At 56.9% G+C, this 17628-nt stretch carries 17 protein-coding genes and 1 riboswitch; of the genes, 10 read left to right on the top strand and 7 right to left on the bottom strand.

Annotation, left to right across the window (positions count from 1 at the left end; all coding sequences use genetic code 11):
• Positions 1-27 precede the first annotated feature (27 nt).
• From NWV12_RS01075 to nudC, 6 genes are all read right to left on the bottom strand, one after another.
• On the bottom strand, positions 28-720 hold the full coding sequence (locus NWV12_RS01075; protein WP_033146981.1) for a DUF1481 domain-containing protein: 693 nt from the start codon (positions 718-720) through the stop codon (positions 28-30).
• A gap of 11 nt (positions 721-731) precedes the next feature.
• Positions 732-1004, bottom strand: coding sequence for a nucleoid-associated protein HU-alpha (gene hupA, locus NWV12_RS01070; RefSeq protein ID WP_002445246.1), 273 nt, complete (start codon positions 1002-1004; stop codon positions 732-734).
• Between the two features lie 186 nt (positions 1005-1190).
• A complete protein-coding gene (locus tag NWV12_RS01065) occupies positions 1191-1781 on the bottom strand; it encodes a YjaG family protein (protein WP_029742042.1) in 591 nt (196 codons plus the stop codon).
• Between the two features lie 41 nt (positions 1782-1822).
• A complete protein-coding gene (nfi, locus tag NWV12_RS01060; RefSeq protein WP_033146984.1) occupies positions 1823-2494 on the bottom strand; it encodes a deoxyribonuclease V in 672 nt (223 codons plus the stop codon).
• Between the two features lie 9 nt (positions 2495-2503).
• On the bottom strand, positions 2504-3568 hold the full coding sequence (gene hemE / locus NWV12_RS01055; RefSeq protein ID WP_029742041.1) for a uroporphyrinogen decarboxylase: 1065 nt from the start codon (positions 3566-3568) through the stop codon (positions 2504-2506).
• Between the two features lie 38 nt (positions 3569-3606).
• Positions 3607-4380 carry an NAD(+) diphosphatase gene (gene nudC / locus NWV12_RS01050; protein ID WP_048979203.1) on the bottom strand — a complete coding sequence of 258 codons (774 nt, stop codon included), beginning with the start codon at positions 4378-4380 and terminating at the stop codon, positions 3607-3609.
• 95 nt (positions 4381-4475) lie between these two features.
• On the opposite strand from nudC, the gene NWV12_RS01045 reads away from it, so the two are divergent.
• From NWV12_RS01045 to NWV12_RS01000, 10 genes are all read left to right on the top strand, one after another.
• Positions 4476-4973, top strand: a complete 498-nt coding sequence (locus NWV12_RS01045; protein WP_048979202.1) for an Rsd/AlgQ family anti-sigma factor — start codon at positions 4476-4478, stop codon at positions 4971-4973.
• A gap of 54 nt (positions 4974-5027) precedes the next feature.
• A riboswitch (TPP riboswitch) is annotated at positions 5028-5139 on the top strand.
• 78 nt (positions 5140-5217) lie between these two features.
• Positions 5218-7113 carry a phosphomethylpyrimidine synthase ThiC gene (gene thiC, locus NWV12_RS01040; protein ID WP_101744419.1) on the top strand — a complete coding sequence of 632 codons (1896 nt, stop codon included), beginning with the start codon at positions 5218-5220 and terminating at the stop codon, positions 7111-7113.
• Positions 7113-7754: a thiamine phosphate synthase gene (gene thiE / locus NWV12_RS01035; protein WP_045889037.1), complete on the top strand. Its 642-nt coding sequence runs from the start codon at positions 7113-7115 to the stop codon at positions 7752-7754. The genes thiC and thiE overlap by 1 nt, the downstream gene beginning before the upstream one ends.
• Positions 7741-8496 (top strand): HesA/MoeB/ThiF family protein, encoded by a 756-nt coding sequence (locus tag NWV12_RS01030; RefSeq protein ID WP_048979200.1) that lies wholly within the window; start codon positions 7741-7743, stop codon positions 8494-8496. Before thiE ends, NWV12_RS01030 begins: the two co-directional genes overlap by 14 nt.
• The gene (gene thiS, locus NWV12_RS01025) at positions 8480-8680 is read left to right on the top strand and encodes a sulfur carrier protein ThiS (RefSeq protein ID WP_023309972.1); all 201 of its coding nucleotides are present in this window, start codon (positions 8480-8482) and stop codon (positions 8678-8680) included. Before NWV12_RS01030 ends, thiS begins: the two co-directional genes overlap by 17 nt.
• Position 8681: 1 nt before the next feature.
• Positions 8682-9452 carry a thiazole synthase gene (gene thiG / locus NWV12_RS01020; protein ID WP_048979199.1) on the top strand — a complete coding sequence of 257 codons (771 nt, stop codon included), beginning with the start codon at positions 8682-8684 and terminating at the stop codon, positions 9450-9452.
• Positions 9449-10576 carry a 2-iminoacetate synthase ThiH gene (gene thiH, locus NWV12_RS01015; RefSeq protein WP_048979198.1) on the top strand — a complete coding sequence of 376 codons (1128 nt, stop codon included), beginning with the start codon at positions 9449-9451 and terminating at the stop codon, positions 10574-10576. The genes thiG and thiH overlap by 4 nt, the downstream gene beginning before the upstream one ends.
• Positions 10577-10913: 337 nt before the next feature.
• Positions 10914-12455 carry a sensor domain-containing diguanylate cyclase gene (locus NWV12_RS01010; RefSeq protein WP_048979197.1) on the top strand — a complete coding sequence of 514 codons (1542 nt, stop codon included), beginning with the start codon at positions 10914-10916 and terminating at the stop codon, positions 12453-12455.
• A 180-nt stretch (positions 12456-12635) separates the two neighbouring features.
• Positions 12636-12944, top strand: coding sequence for a PTS sugar transporter subunit IIB (locus NWV12_RS01005; protein WP_023334100.1), 309 nt, complete (start codon positions 12636-12638; stop codon positions 12942-12944).
• Positions 12944-13261, top strand: coding sequence for a PTS lactose/cellobiose transporter subunit IIA (locus NWV12_RS01000; protein ID WP_033146992.1), 318 nt, complete (start codon positions 12944-12946; stop codon positions 13259-13261). The genes NWV12_RS01005 and NWV12_RS01000 overlap by 1 nt, the downstream gene beginning before the upstream one ends.
• A 114-nt stretch (positions 13262-13375) precedes the next feature.
• On the opposite strand, the gene rpoC is transcribed toward NWV12_RS01000, so the two are convergent.
• Positions 13376-17599: a DNA-directed RNA polymerase subunit beta' gene (rpoC, locus tag NWV12_RS00995; RefSeq protein WP_029741888.1), complete on the bottom strand. Its 4224-nt coding sequence runs from the start codon at positions 17597-17599 to the stop codon at positions 13376-13378.
• Positions 17600-17628 lie beyond the last annotated feature (29 nt).

The raw sequence follows: 17628 nt of genomic DNA, 5'->3' as shown, positions 1-17628 counted from the left end.
TCTCCCTCAAGGGAGAGGGGATTTAAATCAAAAACTTTTTTCCGTCGGCTGCCAGGTGCAGAAGTCTTCGTTCGCCACCAGCAGAAGCTGAGAGCCTTCCGGCGCTTCAAGCCACGCCACACTCACTTCCATTGATGAATGACGCTGACGGCGTTGAATGTGTTCTGTTGCCCAGGATTCGAGCTCAGGCTTGACCGTCTGTCCTTCGCAGGTTGTCACCGTCCCATCGGCATGCCAGCGCCCCTGGCGCAGCACAACGCGTCCCAGACGAAGCGCATCGCTGGTCTGGCGGATTTGTTCGGCACGATAACGGTAGAGAGCGATTTGATCGCTGGAAAGCTGCTGTTTTTGGCCGCTGACTTCGCGCTGCATAAAGCTCAGCTCGCCATGGTCGTCAAAACGCACTTTCACGTGTTCGGGGGTCTTGCTGTAGACGTTCAGTTCAATCAGCGACAGGTCATCTCCCTGCCAGCGATATTCCGCAGTCGACGTATTGCCGTTATGCCACGGGCTGAAGGCAGAAAGCAGATGCACTTCGCCGCCGGAATCTTTGCGCCAGATCCTGACCGCGCCCTGGTTGTCCGCGTAGCCGCTGGCGGTAAACGGCGGCAGGGAGGTGTCGTGGCTGCAGGCTGACAGCAGCAGCATGCCTGCCAGCGCGAGCGTTCCACGCCAGAAAGACAAAAGGGGCGTTGCCGCCCCTTCGCTAAAACTGTTCACTGCCACGCGTCTTACTTAACAGCGTCTTTCAGTGCTTTACCAGAAACAAATGCCGGCACGTTAGCTGCGGCGATTTTGATTTCTTTACCGGTCTGCGGGTTGCGGCCAGTACGCTCAGCGCGGTGGTTCACTTTGAAGGTACCGAAACCAACCAGTTGCACAGCATCGCCTTCTTTCAGAGACTCAGTAATAGCAGCCAGGGTAGATTCCAGAGCAGCTTTAGCCTGCACTTTAGACAGATCAGCCTTGTCCGCAATTACATCAATCAGTTGAGTCTTGTTCATAAGTTATCCTTTCAATGTGTTTATCGCTTGCTAAGCATCGAGTGCGACGAAAATGCCAAAAAAGCACTCTCCTGCATACACGCACCGATAGCCACTTTTTTTCGCCCCCCAAATGTAGACCAGACAAGGGGCGAAAGGGAAGAGTCGAGGAGCGACAAAACGGGCGTTATCTCAAGATTTATTGTCTCATTGGTTAAAAATTATACCAATATTGCTCTCCGCAGCCTCTCGTAAGTCCGCGCGCAGCCCTTTTATCAGCTCAATATCGCGTTCTTCACACTCTGCCAGCAGGCGGAAAATTTCCCACTGAATGTCCCATTCTTGCTCAACCGCCGGGTTTGCACGCAGCTCTTCGTCGGTCATCTCGCGACCTTCCTGGGTCATTTCCAGCATCGCGACGGTCGTAATCGATGCCTTACTGACTTCAATTGCGTGCTCCAGCGTTTCACCGCTCAGACGGGAGTGAAGCAGTTCGCTTAACGCCACGCAGGCATCAATCGCCGGATAGACACCGTACAGGTCAAAATCATCCGCAGCCGGAATCGCCTCTTCCAGCTTTTCCAGCTGGGAGTCGAAGTTCACCTTCGCGTCTTTCACCGTCAGCGTTTCCCAGATCAGATCCAGAATGCGGCGGTAGATATGGCCATCACCAAAGCCCGTCTCCTTACAGAACGCGGCATAGTTGGGATACATGCGCTCGCACAGGCAAGCCATAAACGTCACGTGCTGCCAGCTTTCAACTTTCTCAAGGCGCAGGTGAATCGGGTTTTGTAGCATGATGATCTCTCGAATCGAAAATTAGGCGCAGTTTACCTGAATCATCGCTGAATTTCCTGCCAACGAACAAAAGCCGGACGCGAAGAGGCCACGGCATCTGCCCAGCGCGTCGGCTCCGGCAAGCGGTAGCCCTTCATGCAGCGCTGGACCCACGCCAGGGCGCTATCCATGCTCACCCGGTGCCCGGTAGCGATAAAGAGCGGGTTGCACCGAGCCTTGCTGCGCCAGACCCACGCTAGCTGCTCACCTTTATGGATAAGCGGCGCCAGCGCGCCCGGCTCGGCTGAAAGAGGTTCAAATGCGCCGCACAGGCGTTTCTTGGCGACGCCAATGGTCGGCACATCCACCAGCAGCCCAAAATGGCTGGCAACGCCTAAACGGCGCGGGTGTGAGATACCGTGTCCATCGACAAACAGCAGGTCAGGTTTTTGCGAGAGTTGCTCCCACGCTGCCAGCAGCGCGGGATATTCGCGGAAGGAGAGAAAGCCCGGAATGTACGGCATGGTGGTCGCGATACGCGCAACCTTGAACTCCACCAGCTCAAGCGAAGGGTATTTCAGTACCACCATCGCCGCTCGCGTCACTTCCCCGCCCTGCTCGAATCCGACGTCTGCTCCGCCAATGTACTGCGGAGGATCTTTATCCAGACGATCCTCGCGGATCACCGATGAGGCCAGTTCGATTTGTTGAGCGCGTAGCGACGCGAGATCCATAAACACTCCTTACTTGTGATACTGGGCAGAAAGCCGATGCACCGCCTCCACAAATACGCCTGCGTGTTCTGGCGGCACATCCTGATGAATGCCGTGGCCGAGGTTAAAGACGTGGCCTTCACCCTGGCCGAAACCAGACAGTATAGTCGACACTTCTTCTTCAATGCGCGCTGGCGGCGCATAGAGCATGGACGGGTCCATATTGCCCTGCAGCGCCACTTTGTCGCCCACGCGACGGCGCGCATCGGCGATATCGGTGGTCCAGTCGAGGCCCAGCGCGTCGCAGCCGGTTGCCGCCATCGCTTCCAGCCACTGGCCGCCACCTTTGGTGAACAGCGTCACCGGCACGCGGCGGCCTTCGTTTTCACGCAGCAGGCCGTCGACGATTTTGTGCATGTAGTACAGGGAGAACTGCTGATAATCGCGCCCGGTCAGCACGCCGCCCCAGGTATCGAAAATCATCACCGACTGCGCACCCGCCTTAATCTGCGCGTTCAGGTAGAGGGTGACGCTCTTCGCCAGCTTATCGAGCAGCGCATGCAGGGCCAGCGGCTCGGCGTACATCATCTTTTTAATCATGGTGAAGGCTTTGCTGCTGCCTCCTTCAACCATATAGGTCGCCAGCGTCCACGGGCTGCCGGAGAAGCCAATCAGCGGCACTTCACCTTTCAGCTCGCGGCGAATGGTGCGCACGGCGTTCATCACGTAGCCCAGCTCGCCTTCCGGATCGGGGATCGGCAGCTTATCCACGTCGGCTTTGCTTTTGATTGGGGAGGTGAAACGCGGACCTTCACCGGTTTCGAAGTACAGGCCAAGGCCCATTGCATCCGGAATGGTCAGAATATCCGAGAAGAGGATCGCAGCATCCAGCGGAAAGCGGCGCAGCGGCTGGAGCGTCACTTCGCAGGCCAGCTCGGCGTTTTTACACAGCGACATAAAATCGCCCGCCTGCGCGCGCGTGGCTTTGTACTCCGGGAGATAGCGTCCCGCCTGGCGCATCATCCACACCGGGGTGACATCAACGGGCTGGCGCAGCAGCGCACGCAGATAACGATCGTTCTTCAGTTCGGTCATTTTTGCAGTTCCTTAAGCGTCATGGCCTCAGTGTAACACTACTCATACTCGGCCCGACACATCGCCACGGTATCTTCTATCAGCCGACGCGCCACGGTGCCCGGCGGAGGCAACAGCGGTAGATCGTCATAGCGATACCAGTTTGCCTCCAGCAGCTCTTTCTGATCGATAACGATCTCGCCGCTGTCGTATTCGGCCATAAATGCCGTCATCAGAGACTGCGGGAACGGCCACGGCTGCGAGGTAACGTAGCGCAGGTTCTTCACTTTGATCCCGCTCTCCTCCATCACCTCGCGCGCTACCGCCTGCTCCAGCGTTTCGCCCACCTCGACGAAGCCGGCCAGCACGGTGTGAATGCCGTTGCGATGGCGGGTATGCTGCGCCAGCAGGATGGAATCCTCCCGGCGGATAGCGACGATAATGCACGGCGCAATCTGCGGATAGTAGCGTTCGCGGCAGTGGCTGCAGAGCATCGCCCACTCGGTTTTGCTCGGGCGCATGGTATGACCGCAGTAGCCGCAGTATTTATGCGAGCGGTAAAACTCGGCCAGCTGCACGCCGCGCCCCGCCAGCTGGAACAGCCCCACGTCCAGATCCAGCACCTGGCGCACCGATCCCATATCCTGGCGGCGGGACTGTTGGATCAACCACACCGGCTCACCCTGCCACTCGCCGATCTTCAGCGCAGGCTGGCCGACGAGATCGAACGCCTCAGCTGCACCGTAGGGGATTTCCCCGGCAGGAAGCCATAATTTTTGTTCGTGACTGACGATCCAACAACCAAGATCTGATTTTTCAATAATACGATCCATATCTATTGCACTACCTTCGCTTCACTGACATGTTGTTAGCATTGTGGTTACATTCTGGATAAGCAGATTCAATCCTACATTTTGCGGAGTCGACCATGTTAAACCAGCTGGAAAGCCTGACTGAGCGCGTTAGAGGAAATAACAAACTGGTGGATCGCTGGCTACATGTACGCAAGCATCTACTCGTGGCTTATTACAATCTGGTCGGTATTAAGCCTGGCAAAGAATCGTTTATGCGACTGAACGAAAAAGCGCTGGATGATTTTTGTCAGGGCCTGGTCGACTATCTGTCCGACGGCCATTTCAATATTTATGAACGCATTATCCGCGAAATGGAAGGGACAACGCCGTATTTAGCGGCCAGCAAGCTCTATCCGCTGCTGGAAGCCAACACCCAGCAGATCATGGATTACTATGATTCCGCGCTCGAGAACGCTATCGACCACGATAACTATCTTGAGTTCCAGCAGGCGCTATCAGACCTCGGTGAAGCGCTGGAAGAGCGATTCACGCTGGAAGATAAGCTGATCGCCCTCGTGCTGGACAATGATTTGAACATCAGTAACGAAGAGAACGTCGCGCGCCCTGCTTGAGTTCTTCATCGTTAACGAGTAATTTACAACCATTCGCCCCTCTCACGAGGGGGATTTTTCTTGTCGGAGTGCCCAGCGCCTGAAAGCGCGGGCTGAGACCGTTAATTCGGGATCCGCGGAACCTGATCAGGCTAATACCTGCGAAGGGAACAAGAGTCACACTGCTGTTGTATCGCCTGAGGGCGATCCTCTCTTGCTTCATCCGTCGTCTGACAAGCCATGTCCTTCACTTTTGGAATGAGCTATGTCTACTGCAAAACTGACCCGCCGCGAACAGCGCGCACAGGCCCAACACTTCATCGACACGCTGGAAGGCACCGCTTTCCCGAACTCGAAACGCATCTATACTTCCGGCTCGCAGGCCGATATCCGCGTCCCAATGCGCGAAATTCAGCTTAGTCCGACGCTTATCGGCGGCAGCAAAGATAACCCGCAGTATGAAGACAACGAAGCCGTGCCGGTGTATGACACCTCCGGTCCTTACGGCGATCCTGATGTTGCCATCAACGTCCAGCAGGGTCTGGCTAAGCTGCGCCAGCCGTGGATTGACGCGCGTAACGACTGCGAAGAGCTGAGCGTCCTGAGTTCTGCGTACACCAAAGAGCGCCTGGCCGACGACGGTCTGGACGAGCTGCGCTTTACCGGCCTGCTGACGCCAAAACGCGCTAAAGCGGGCAAATGCGTGACCCAGCTGCACTACGCGCGCCGGGGCATCGTCACGCCGGAGATGGAGTTCATCGCCATCCGCGAAAACATGGGTCGCGAGCGCATCCGTAGCGAAGTGCTGCGCTATCAGCATCCGGGTGAAGGCTTTGGCGCTCGCCTGCCGGAGAACATCACGCCGGAATTTGTGCGCGACGAAGTGGCCGCAGGCCGCGCGATTATCCCCGCCAATATCAACCACCCGGAATCCGAGCCGATGATTATCGGCCGCAACTTCCTGGTGAAGGTCAACGCGAACATCGGTAACTCGGCCGTCACCTCCTCCATCGAAGAAGAGGTGGAAAAGCTGGTCTGGTCCACGCGCTGGGGCGCGGACACGGTAATGGACCTCTCCACTGGCCGCTATATTCACGAAACCCGCGAATGGATCCTGCGTAACAGCCCGGTACCGATTGGCACCGTCCCGATTTATCAGGCGCTGGAGAAGGTCAACGGCATCGCCGAAGACCTCACCTGGGAAGCGTTCCGCGACACGCTGCTGGAGCAGGCCGAACAGGGCGTGGACTACTTCACCATTCACGCGGGCGTGCTGCTGCGCTACGTGCCGATGACGGCAAAGCGTCTGACCGGCATCGTCTCGCGCGGCGGTTCCATCATGGCGAAGTGGTGCCTGTCACATCATCAGGAAAACTTCCTCTACGAACACTTCCGCGAGATCTGCGAAATCTGCGCCGCGTACGATGTCTCTCTGTCGCTGGGCGACGGCCTGCGTCCGGGCTCTATTCGCGACGCGAACGACGAAGCGCAGTTTGCCGAGCTGCACACGCTGGGCGAACTGACCAAAATCGCCTGGGAGTATGACGTGCAGGTGATGATTGAAGGCCCGGGCCACGTGCCGATGCAGATGATCCGCCGCAACATGACCGAGGAGCTGGAGCACTGCCACGAAGCGCCGTTCTATACCCTGGGGCCGTTGACCACAGATATTGCGCCGGGCTATGACCACTTCACGTCGGGCATTGGGGCGGCGATGATCGGCTGGTTCGGCTGCGCGATGCTCTGCTACGTCACGCCGAAAGAGCACCTCGGCCTGCCAAACAAAGAGGACGTGAAGCAGGGGCTGATCACCTACAAAATTGCCGCCCACGCCGCGGATCTGGCCAAAGGCCACCCGGGCGCGCAAATCCGCGATAACGCCATGTCGAAGGCGCGCTTTGAATTCCGCTGGGAAGACCAGTTCAACCTGGCGCTGGACCCGTTCACCGCGCGCGCCTATCACGACGAGACCCTGCCGCAGGAATCAGGCAAAGTCGCGCACTTCTGCTCTATGTGCGGGCCGAAGTTCTGCTCGATGAAAATCAGCCAGGAGGTGCGCGACTACGCCGCCGCGCAGACCATTGAAGTGGGGATGGTGGACATGTCTGAAACCTTCCGTGCCAGAGGCGGCGAAATCTACCTCAAAAAAGAGGAGGCGTAATGTATAAGCCCGATTTCCCGCCCGTCCCCTACCGTTTAGGGCTCTATCCGGTGGTGGACAGCGTGGAGTGGATAGAGCGCCTGCTGGAGACAGGCGTTCGAACGATCCAGCTGCGCATCAAGGATAAACGCGATGACGAGGTGGAAGCCGATGTGGCTGCCGCCATCGCGCTTGGGCGTCGGCATAACGCCCGCCTATTTATCAACGACTACTGGCGGCTGGCCGTTAAGCACCAGGCGTACGGCGTGCACCTGGGTCAGGAGGATCTGGAAACAACGGATCTGAGCGCTATTCGCGAAGCCGGGTTGCGTCTTGGCGTTTCAACACACGATGACATGGAGATCGACGTGGCCCTGGCGGCCCGTCCCTCTTACATCGCGCTGGGTCACGTCTTCCCGACGCAAACCAAGCAGATGCCCTCCGCACCGCAGGGGCTGACGCAGCTGGCGAGTCACGTTAAACGCCTTGCCGATTACCCTACCGTCGCCATCGGCGGAATCAGCCTTGAACGCGCCCCGGCGGTGCTGGAGACCGGCGTCGGCAGTATCGCCGTCGTCAGCGCCATCACCCAGGCCGCAGACTGGCGTCTCGCCACCGAACAGCTGTTACAGCTGGCAGGAGCGGGTGATGAACGATCGTGATTTTATGCGCTATAGCCGTCAGATCCTGCTGGAAGATATCGCCATCGACGGACAGCAAAAGCTGCTCGCCAGCCGGGTGCTGATTGTCGGTCTGGGCGGGTTAGGCGTGCCCGCCGCGCTTTATCTGGCCGGCGCAGGTATCGGTACGCTGGTGCTGGCCGACGACGACGAGGTTCACCTCAGCAACCTGCAGCGACAAATCCTCTTTACCACCGAGGATATCAACCAGCCGAAAGCGCAAATCACCCGGCAGCGCCTGAACCAGCTCAACCCGGATATCGCGCTGATTGCCCTGCAGGAACGGCTCAGCGGTGACAACCTCAGCCGTGAGGTCGCCCTTGCCGACGTGGTGCTGGACTGCACGGACAACATGGCGACGCGCCAGGCGATTAACGCCGCCTGCGTGGCAAATAATACGCCGCTTATCACCGCCAGCGCGGTGGGTTTCGGCGGGCAGATGATGGTCCTGACCCCGCCGTGGTCGCAGGGCTGCTATCGCTGTCTGTGGCCGGATGATGCAGAGCCGGCGCGCAACTGCCGTACGGCGGGCATTCTGGGTCCGGTGGTCGGCGTAATGGGCACAATGCAGGCGCTGGAGACCATCAAGCTGCTCAGCGGCATGGAGACGGAACGCAATACGCTGCGGCTGTTTGATGCCCGCTCCAGCGGCTGGCGCCATCTGGCGTTACACCGCGCCAGCCGCTGCCCGGTATGCGGAGGCCGCGATGCGCATTCTGTTTAACGATGAGCCGATGAGATGCGACGACGGGCTCACCGTTGCGGTACTGCTCGACAAGCTGCGTCAGCTGAAGCCGGGAACGGCGCTGGCGCTCAATCAACAGATCCTGCCGCGCGAGCAGTGGGAACATCAGCAGGTCAATGACGGCGACCAGATCCTGCTGTTTCAGGTTATCGCAGGGGGCTGAGATGTTACGTATTGCCGATAAAGTCTTTGATTCACATCTGTTTACCGGAACCGGAAAATTCGCCTCGCCGCAGCTGATGGTGGATGCCATTCGCGAAAGCGGCAGCCAGCTGGTGACGCTGGCGCTCAAGCGCGTGGATCTGCGCCATCACAGCGATGCCATTCTGGCGCCTTTACTGGAGGCTGGCGTCACGCTGCTGCCCAACACCTCCGGTGCCAAAACGGCCGAAGAGGCGATTTTCGCCGCGCAGCTGGCCCGCGAGGCGCTCGGCACCCGCTGGCTGAAGCTGGAAATTCATCCTGACGCCCGCTGGCTGCTGCCCGACCCCATCGAAACGCTGAAAGCGGCTGAAAAGCTGGTGCAGCAAGGGTTTATCGTCCTGCCTTACTGCGGCGCCGACCCTGTTCTGTGCAAACGGCTGGAAGAGGTCGGCTGCGCCGCCGTCATGCCGCTGGGCGCCCCCATTGGCTCCAATCAGGGGCTGGAAACCCGCGCGATGCTGGAAATCATTATTGAGCAGGCTACCGTACCTGTAGTGGTTGATGCGGGCATCGGCGTGCCCAGCCATGCCGCGCAGGCGCTGGAGATGGGCGCCGACGCGGTGCTAGTCAACACGGCCATCGCGGTTGCCGACGATCCGGTCATGATGGCGCGTGCGTTCCGCATGGCCGTAGAGGCTGGCCTGCTGGCAAGGGAGTCCGGTCCCGGCTCGCGCAGTTTCCAGGCGCAGGCCACCAGCCCGCTGACCGGTTTTCTGGAGGCGATCGCATGAGCACGTTTACCGAGCGCTGGCGGCAGCTTAGCTGGGACGACATTGCCCTGCGCATCAACAGCAAAACGGCGGCTGACGTGGAGCGCGCGCTGCATGCCCGCCATCTGACCCGCGAGGATCTGATGGCCCTGCTCTCCCCGACGGCCAGCGCGTACCTCGAGCCGATGGCCCAGCGAGCGCAGCGGCTCACCCGCCAGCGTTTTGGCAACACGGTGAGCTTCTACGTGCCGCTCTATCTCTCAAACCTGTGCGCCAATGACTGTACCTACTGCGGTTTTTCCATGAGCAACCGCATAAAGCGTAAAACGCTCGATGAAGGTGAGATTGCCCGCGAGTGCGCGGCCATTCGTGAAATGGGCTTTGAACATCTTCTGCTTGTCACGGGCGAACATCAGGGAAAAGTGGGAATGGACTATTTCCGTCAGCATCTTCCCGCCATTCGTCGTCAGTTTGCGTCGCTGCAGATGGAAGTACAGCCCCTGGCGCAGGAGGAGTACGCGGAGCTCAAAACCCTCGGGCTGGACGGGGTCATGGTCTACCAGGAAACCTATCACGAGGCGACGTACGCCCGGCACCACCTGAAGGGCAAGAAACAGGATTTCTTTTTCCGCCTGGAAACGCCGGACAGGCTGGGTCGCGCGGGCATCGACAAAATCGGTCTGGGCGCGCTGATCGGGCTCTCTGACAGCTGGCGGGTGGATTGTTACATGGTGGCGGAACATTTGCTGTGGCTTCAGCAGCACTACTGGAAGAGCCGTTATTCCATCTCCTTCCCGCGCCTGAGGCCTTGCGCGGGAGGGATTGAACCGGCTTCGCTGATGGATGAACGCCAGCTGGTGCAGGCCATCTGTGCGTTTCGCCTGCTCGCCCCGGAAGTGGAATTATCGCTCTCAACGCGTGAATCCCCGGCGTTTCGCGATCGCGTTATCCCGCTTGCGATTAACAACGTCAGCGCGTTTTCCAAAACGCAGCCTGGCGGCTACGCCGACGATCGTCCGGAGCTCGAGCAGTTTGTGCCGCATGACGGACGACGTCCGGAAGCGGTCGCCGCAGCCCTGACGGCCCAGGGTCTTCAGCCTGTCTGGAAAGACTGGGACAGCTGGCTGGGAAGAGCCTCGCAATGACGATGAAACGCGCTGCAACACCATAAAAAATTGTCGAGGCGCGACGAAAAGGCAAAACCGGGTGATTGTCAGCGATCGTCCGGTTTTTTATTGTCACACGGTCAGCAACGGATGCTGACCAGGGCGAAAAGCTTCTTCCTCGTTTCGCCCTGCCTCTGGTTCATTGCGCACACGGCCGCCAGCAGGTTGAATAAGTATTTTCTTAATGGTTCTTAAGATAAATCATCCCGCCAGAAATCGTGTGCCGTATAATTCACCGCTAACCGCAGGACAGCGACTATGCTGAGAGGATATCGGCAGACGAAAAGTATTCACCATCAGGAACGATGTACAGCTCATGGCACTTCACAGCAAAAAGCTCTCTTTTACCCGGCCAATCATGCTCAGCTTCGCGGGGATCCTCTGCAGTTTTGCGGTGATCGCGATCGCGGTGACGCTTTCGCAACGAAAGGATTTTCTTGAGGATTATCATCAGATCAACAGCAATTTCACGCACAACCTGGCGGTGAACTATACCGAATCTATCCTGCGTGAAAACGACTATATCCTGGGCCGTTCCGCGATTTACTTTGCCCGCGACGACAGGCTAAACGAGACGCTCAAGGTCAACCCGACGCAGGGGCTGCAGATGATGATGCATTTGCAAAACCTGATGCCGACCGTGTCCTCCATCTCGCTGGCGGACACGCAGGGGCATTATCTCCGCGCGCCGGAAGTGCTCCCCACGGAGAAGAGTAAAACCTTCGATCCCCGGACGCGGCCGTGGTTTATCGCTCAGGCCGAAGCCAGTATCTTCAGCCACTATACTCGCCCGTACATGGACTACTTCACCGGCCATCCGACGGTCACACTTTATAAGCCTTTGATTTCACCCGAAGGCAGACTGAAGGGAACGATCGCGTTTCATCTCGATTTGACGTCAATGGGCTTCACCCTGCGTCAGATGGTGGCGCCCGTCCAGGGAGAATTCTTCGTCGTTGAACGCGACGGCGCCGTTGTGCTTCACCCGGATACAGGCGCGCTCTTCAAACACTACGTGAGCGAAGCGCTGATGGACAAAATGACCAGCGGCGAAGGCCACCTTTACGATAAGAAAAGCAACGCCTGGTACTACTACTACTCGTTTACCAATCCGGACTGGTTTGTCATCTACCGGGTCTCTGGCGAGACGCTCACCGATATCACCCGCCACGAAACGACGATTGTTGGCTGGGGGTTTGCGCTGGCGGCAATCATCATCATCCTCTTCGGCTTATACCTCCGTCACGCCTCGCGTACCGTGCTGATGCACATTATCAATGCCATTAAAACCGGCGACGTCAGCGAGGCGCCGCGCCTGGAAGCGATGCTGAGCCACACTATCCAGTCCAATAAAGAGCGTGAGATGGCCTATGTGCGCCAGGCGACTCACGATGCGCTGACGGGCTGTAAAAACCGCCGCGCGTTCGATAGCGATATCGCGGAGCTGCTGAATGCCCAGCAGCCTTTCGCGATGGCGCTGGTGGACATTGATAACTTCAAGTCGATTAACGACACGCTGGGCCACCTGACCGGTGATATCGTTCTGCGCAACGTGGCCCGCGAAGGGATCCAGATTATGCAGCCACATCACGTCTCGATTTACCGGTACGGTGGAGAAGAGTTCGCGGTAATCTTCCAGGCTGAGCAGATGACGTCTGCGCTCTCATTGCTGGAAGCCTGGCGTACCGCAGTTGAAAAACGCGTCTGGCGAGAAGAAAACCTGCGGGTTACGTTCAGCGGCGGTCTTGGGGAGTGGCATTTTGAACCGCTGGAGCAATTTGTCGGAAGCGTTGATAGCGCCCTCTACAGCGCCAAACAGCAGGGCAAAAACCGCATCAATCGAACGTCCATCAGCTAATCCTCCCTCTTTCACCCTGCCCGTTTCCACGGGCCGGCTAACCGACAATGCAAAATTGTAACCGGTTTCAGAAAATCACCGGTTTCTTTGTGATGCCTGACACACAATCGCGGTAAACCGGTTGTTGAAGCGCTCTGCACGAGATAATTATCAATAAACACATGTAGATCGAGGCTGATTATGAAGAACATCGTTTTATGCTGTGCAGCGGGAATGTCAACCAGCATGCTGGTTCAACGTATGAAAGACGCCGCGCAGAAAAAAGGGGTTGAAGTCACCATTAAAGCCGTTCCGGTTGCGGAGTTTAAAGACAACATCGCGACGGCCGACATCGTATTGCTGGGGCCACAGGTTAAATACGAGCAGGCGAAACTTCAGGCGCAGGCCGAGCCGCTGGGTAAAAAGGTCGCGGTGATCGACATGATGGATTACGGCATGATGAAAGGCGATGCCGTCCTGGAAAAAGCGCTCAAACTTCTGGAGTCATAATGGAAGACTTAGAAACCACGATAATGGAACTGCTGGTCAACGCAGGCGCGGCGCGCAGTGCGGCCCTGACGGCGCTACAGATGGCGCGTAAAGGTGAGTTTGACGAAGCAGAAAAAGCGATGGAAGAGTCGCGCGAATATGTGAAGCATGCGCACACGATCCAGACTCAGCTTATCGGTTTTGACGAAGGGACCGGGAAGCTTCCGGTTAACCTGATCACCGTCCACTCTCAGGATCACCTGATGAACGCGATGGTCATTCAGGATCTGGCGGGCGATATGATTGAGCTTTATCGTCGGATCCCGTTGGTGAACTGATAACCTACAGATGTAAAAAAACCCGCCGAGGCGGGTTTTTTATTGTCGGGTGGCCTGAGCTTACCCGACCTACGAGGCACATGCCCGGTAATGTTCATCACCGGGCATCAACGATTACTCGTTGTCGGAACCGCCCAGACCTGCGTTCAGCAGTTCTGCCAGGCTCGCGGATGCATCTTCAGCAGTTACCTGCGGTGCAGCTGGCAGTTCGCCCGCAGCACGACGACGCATACGATCCTGATGGTACGCATAACCGGTACCAGCTGGGATCAGACGACCCACGATGACGTTCTCTTTCAGACCGCGCAGTTCATCACGCTTACCAGCAACGGCGGCTTCGGTCAGGACACGAGTCGTTTCCTGGAACGATGCAGCAGAGATGAAGGACTCGGTTGCCAGAGACGCTTTGGTGATACCCAGCAGATCGCGCGAGAAGGTCGCACCGATTTTGCCGTTCGCTTCCAGATCGCGGTTAGCAATCTTGACGCGTGAGTATTCAACCTGCTCGCCTTCCAGGAACTCGGAGCTGCCTGCGTTTTCGATAGTTGCTTTACGCAGCATCTGACGAACGATAACTTCGATGTGCTTATCGTTAATCTTAACGCCCTGCAGACGGTAAACGTCCTGTACTTCGTTGGTGATGTAACGCGTTACCGCGTGTACGCCACGAAGACGCAGAATGTCGTGCGGCGCTTCTGGACCATCGGAAACCACGTCACCACGTTCTACACGTTCACCTTCGAACACGTTGAGCTGACGCCACTTAGGAATCATCTCTTCGTACGGTTCGCTGCCATCTACTGGAGTGATAACCAGACGGCGTTTCCCTTTGGTCTCTTTACCGAAGGAGATGATACCGCTGATTTCAGCCAGGATTGCAGGCTCTTTCGGACGACGTGCTTCGAACAGGTCCGCAACGCGTGGCAGACCACCGGTGATGTCCTTGGTACCGCTGGATTCCTGTGGAATACGCGCCAGAGCATCACCCGCACCGATCTGAATGCCATCTTCCAGCTGAACGATCGCTTTACCCGGCAGGAAGTACTGCGCAGGCATGTCGGTACCCGGGATCAGAACGTCGTTACCCTGAGCATCAACGATTTTCAGTGCAGGACGCAGATCTTTCCCACCGGTAGTACGTTCAGCAGAATCCAGAACCACCAGAGAAGACAGACCGGTCAGCTCGTCAGTCTGACGAGTAATGGTCTGGCCGTCGATCATGTCAGTGAAGCGGATGAAACCACTTACTTCGGTGATAACCGGCATGGTGTGTGGATCCCAGTTTGCAACGGTTTCACCGCCGGCAACCTGCTCGCCATCACCTTTCGCCATAACCGCACCGTAAGGCACTTTATAGCTCTCTTTGGTACGACCGAATTCGTCGATCAGCTTCAGCTCGGTGTTACGAGAGGTCACAACCAGCTTGCCAGCGGAGTTAACAACAGACTTCGCGTTGCTGAGCTTGATGCTACCTTTGTTTTTCACCTGGATGCTGGATTCAGCAGCCGCACGAGATGCCGCGCCACCGATGTGGAACGTACGCATCGTCAGCTGTGTACCCGGCTCACCGATGGACTGTGCCGCGATAACGCCGATTGCTTCACCTTTGTTGATGATGTGGCCACGCGCCAGGTCACGACCGTAGCAGTGCGCACATACACCAAAGTCGGTGTCACAGGATACAACGGAACGTACTTTCACGGAGTCAACAGAGTTCGCTTCCAGCAGGTCACACCAGTGCTCGTGCAGCAGCGTGTTGCGTGGAACCAGAATGTCTGCAGTACCCGGCTTCAGAATGTCTTCCGCGGTCACACGACCCAGAACGCGATCGCGCAGTGGCTCTTTAACATCACCACCCTCGATAACCGGGGTCATGGTGATACCTTCGAGGGTGCCACAATCGTCTTCGGTCACAACCAGATCCTGCGCAACGTCAACCAGACGACGCGTCAGATAACCGGAGTTCGCAGTTTTCAGTGCGGTATCCGCCAGACCCTTACGAGCACCGTGGGTGGAGATGAAGTACTGGAGTACGTTCAGACCTTCACGGAAGTTCGCGGTGATTGGCGTTTCGATGATGGAGCCATCTGGCTTCGCCATCAGACCACGCATACCTGCCAGCTGACGAATCTGTGCTGCGGAACCACGCGCACCGGAGTCGGCCATCATGTAAATGCTGTTGAAGGAAACCTGCTGCTCTTCTACGCCGTCACGGTTAATCACGGTTTCGGTCTGCAGGTTATCCATCATCGCTTTGGATACACGATCGTTCGCCGCTGCCCAGATATCGATAACTTTGTTATAGCGTTCGCCCGCGGTTACCAGACCAGACTGGAACTGCTCCTGGATCTCAGCAACTTCGGCTTCCGCTTCAGAGATGATCTCGTGTTTCTTCTCTGGGATGACCATGTCATCGATACCAACAGATGCACCTGAACGCGCTGCATAAGCAAAGCCGGTATACATTGTCTGGTCAGCGAAGATAACGGTCGGCTTCAGACCCAGAATGCGGTAACAGGTGTTCAGCATTTTGGAGATCGCTTTCTTGCCCAGCGCCTGGTTGACGATGGAGAAAGGCAGACCTTTCGGTACGATCATCCACAGAATGGCACGGCCAACGGTCGTGTCTTTCAGGCTGGTTTTCGCAACGAATTCGCCGTTTTCATCTTTTTCGTATTCGGTGATACGCACTTTAACGCGCGCATGCAGAGAGGCCAGGCCAGCGCGATAAATACGCTCAGCTTCTTTCGGGCCAGTCAGCACCATGCCTTCGCCTTTGGCGTTAACACAGTCACGGGTCATGTAGTACAGACCCAATACAACGTCCTGAGAAGGAACGATGATAGGTTCACCGTTCGCTGGGGACAGGATGTTGTTGGTAGACATCATCAGCGCACGCGCTTCGAGCTGGGCTTCCAGCGTCAGCGGTACGTGAACAGCCATCTGGTCACCATCGAAGTCGGCGTTATATGCCGCACAAACCAGCGGGTGCAGCTGGATAGCTTTACCTTCGATCAGGACTGGCTCAAATGCCTGGATACCCAAACGGTGCAGAGTTGGTGCACGGTTCAGCAGTACCGGGTGTTCGCGGATAACTTCGTCCAGGATATCCCAAACGACAGCTTCTTCACGCTCAACCATTTTCTTAGCGGCTTTGATGGTGGTGGCCAGGCCACGCAGTTCCAGCTTGCCGTAGATGAACGGTTTGAACAGCTCCAGTGCCATTTTCTTCGGCAGACCGCACTGATGCAGACGCAGGTATGGACCTACGGTGATTACAGAACGACCGGAGTAGTCAACACGCTTACCGAGCAGGTTCTGACGGAAACGACCCTGTTTACCTTTGATCATGTCGGCCAAAGATTTCAGAGGACGTTTGTTAGAACCGGTGATCGCACGACCGCGACGGCCGTTATCCAGCAGGGCGTCAACCGCTTCCTGCAGCATACGTTTTTCGTTGCGTACGATGATGTCCGGCGCAGCCAGATCCAGCAGACGTTTCAGACGGTTGTTACGGTTGATAACGCGACGATACAGATCGTTCAGATCGGACGTTGCGAAACGACCACCATCCAGCGGAACCAGTGGACGCAGATCTGGCGGCAGAACCGGCAGAACGGTCAGGATCATCCACTCTGGTTTGTTACCAGACTGAACGAACGCTTCCAGCAGTTTGATACGCTTGGTCAGCTTTTTACGTTTGGTTTCGGAGTTGGTTTCGTTCAGCTCTTCACGCAGCTGCTCGCACTCTTGCTCCAGATCCATGCTCTTCAGCAGGGCCTGAATAGCTTCCGCACCCATCTTCGCATCGAATTCGTCACCGAACTCTTCCAGCGCGTCCAGATACTGCTCTTCAGTCAGGATCTGATGACGTTCCAGGTTCGTCATCCCGCCTTCGATAACCACATAAGATTCGAAGTACAGAACGCGTTCGATATCGCGCAGCGGCATATCCAGCAGCAGACCGATACGGGACGGCAGAGATTTCAGGAACCAGATGTGAGCGGTCGGAGACGCCAGCTCGATGTGGCCCATGCGCTCACGACGCACTTTGGTCTGGGTCACTTCAACGCCGCACTTCTCACAGATCACACCACGGTGTTTCAGGCGCTTGTACTTACCGCACAGGCACTCATAATCTTTTACTGGCCCGAAAATACGCGCACAGAAAAGGCCGTCACGCTCAGGTTTGAACGTACGGTAGTTGATGGTTTCCGGCTTTTTAACTTCACCGAATGACCATGAACGGATCATGTCTGGCGAAGCCAGAGCAATTTTGATCGCATCAAACTCTTCGGTTTTAGTCTGCGCTTTCAGAAACTTTAATAAATCTTTCACGGATTTGCTCCCGTCGGAGTTAGCACAAT

Origin of the sequence: Enterobacter sp. Crenshaw (assembly GCF_024734705.1) — a bacterium.
Classification (GTDB): Bacteria; Pseudomonadota; Gammaproteobacteria; order Enterobacterales; family Enterobacteriaceae; genus Enterobacter; species Enterobacter asburiae_B.
Note: the sequence above shows the minus strand (reverse complement) of the source record. Positions and strands in the feature narration are given on the sequence as shown.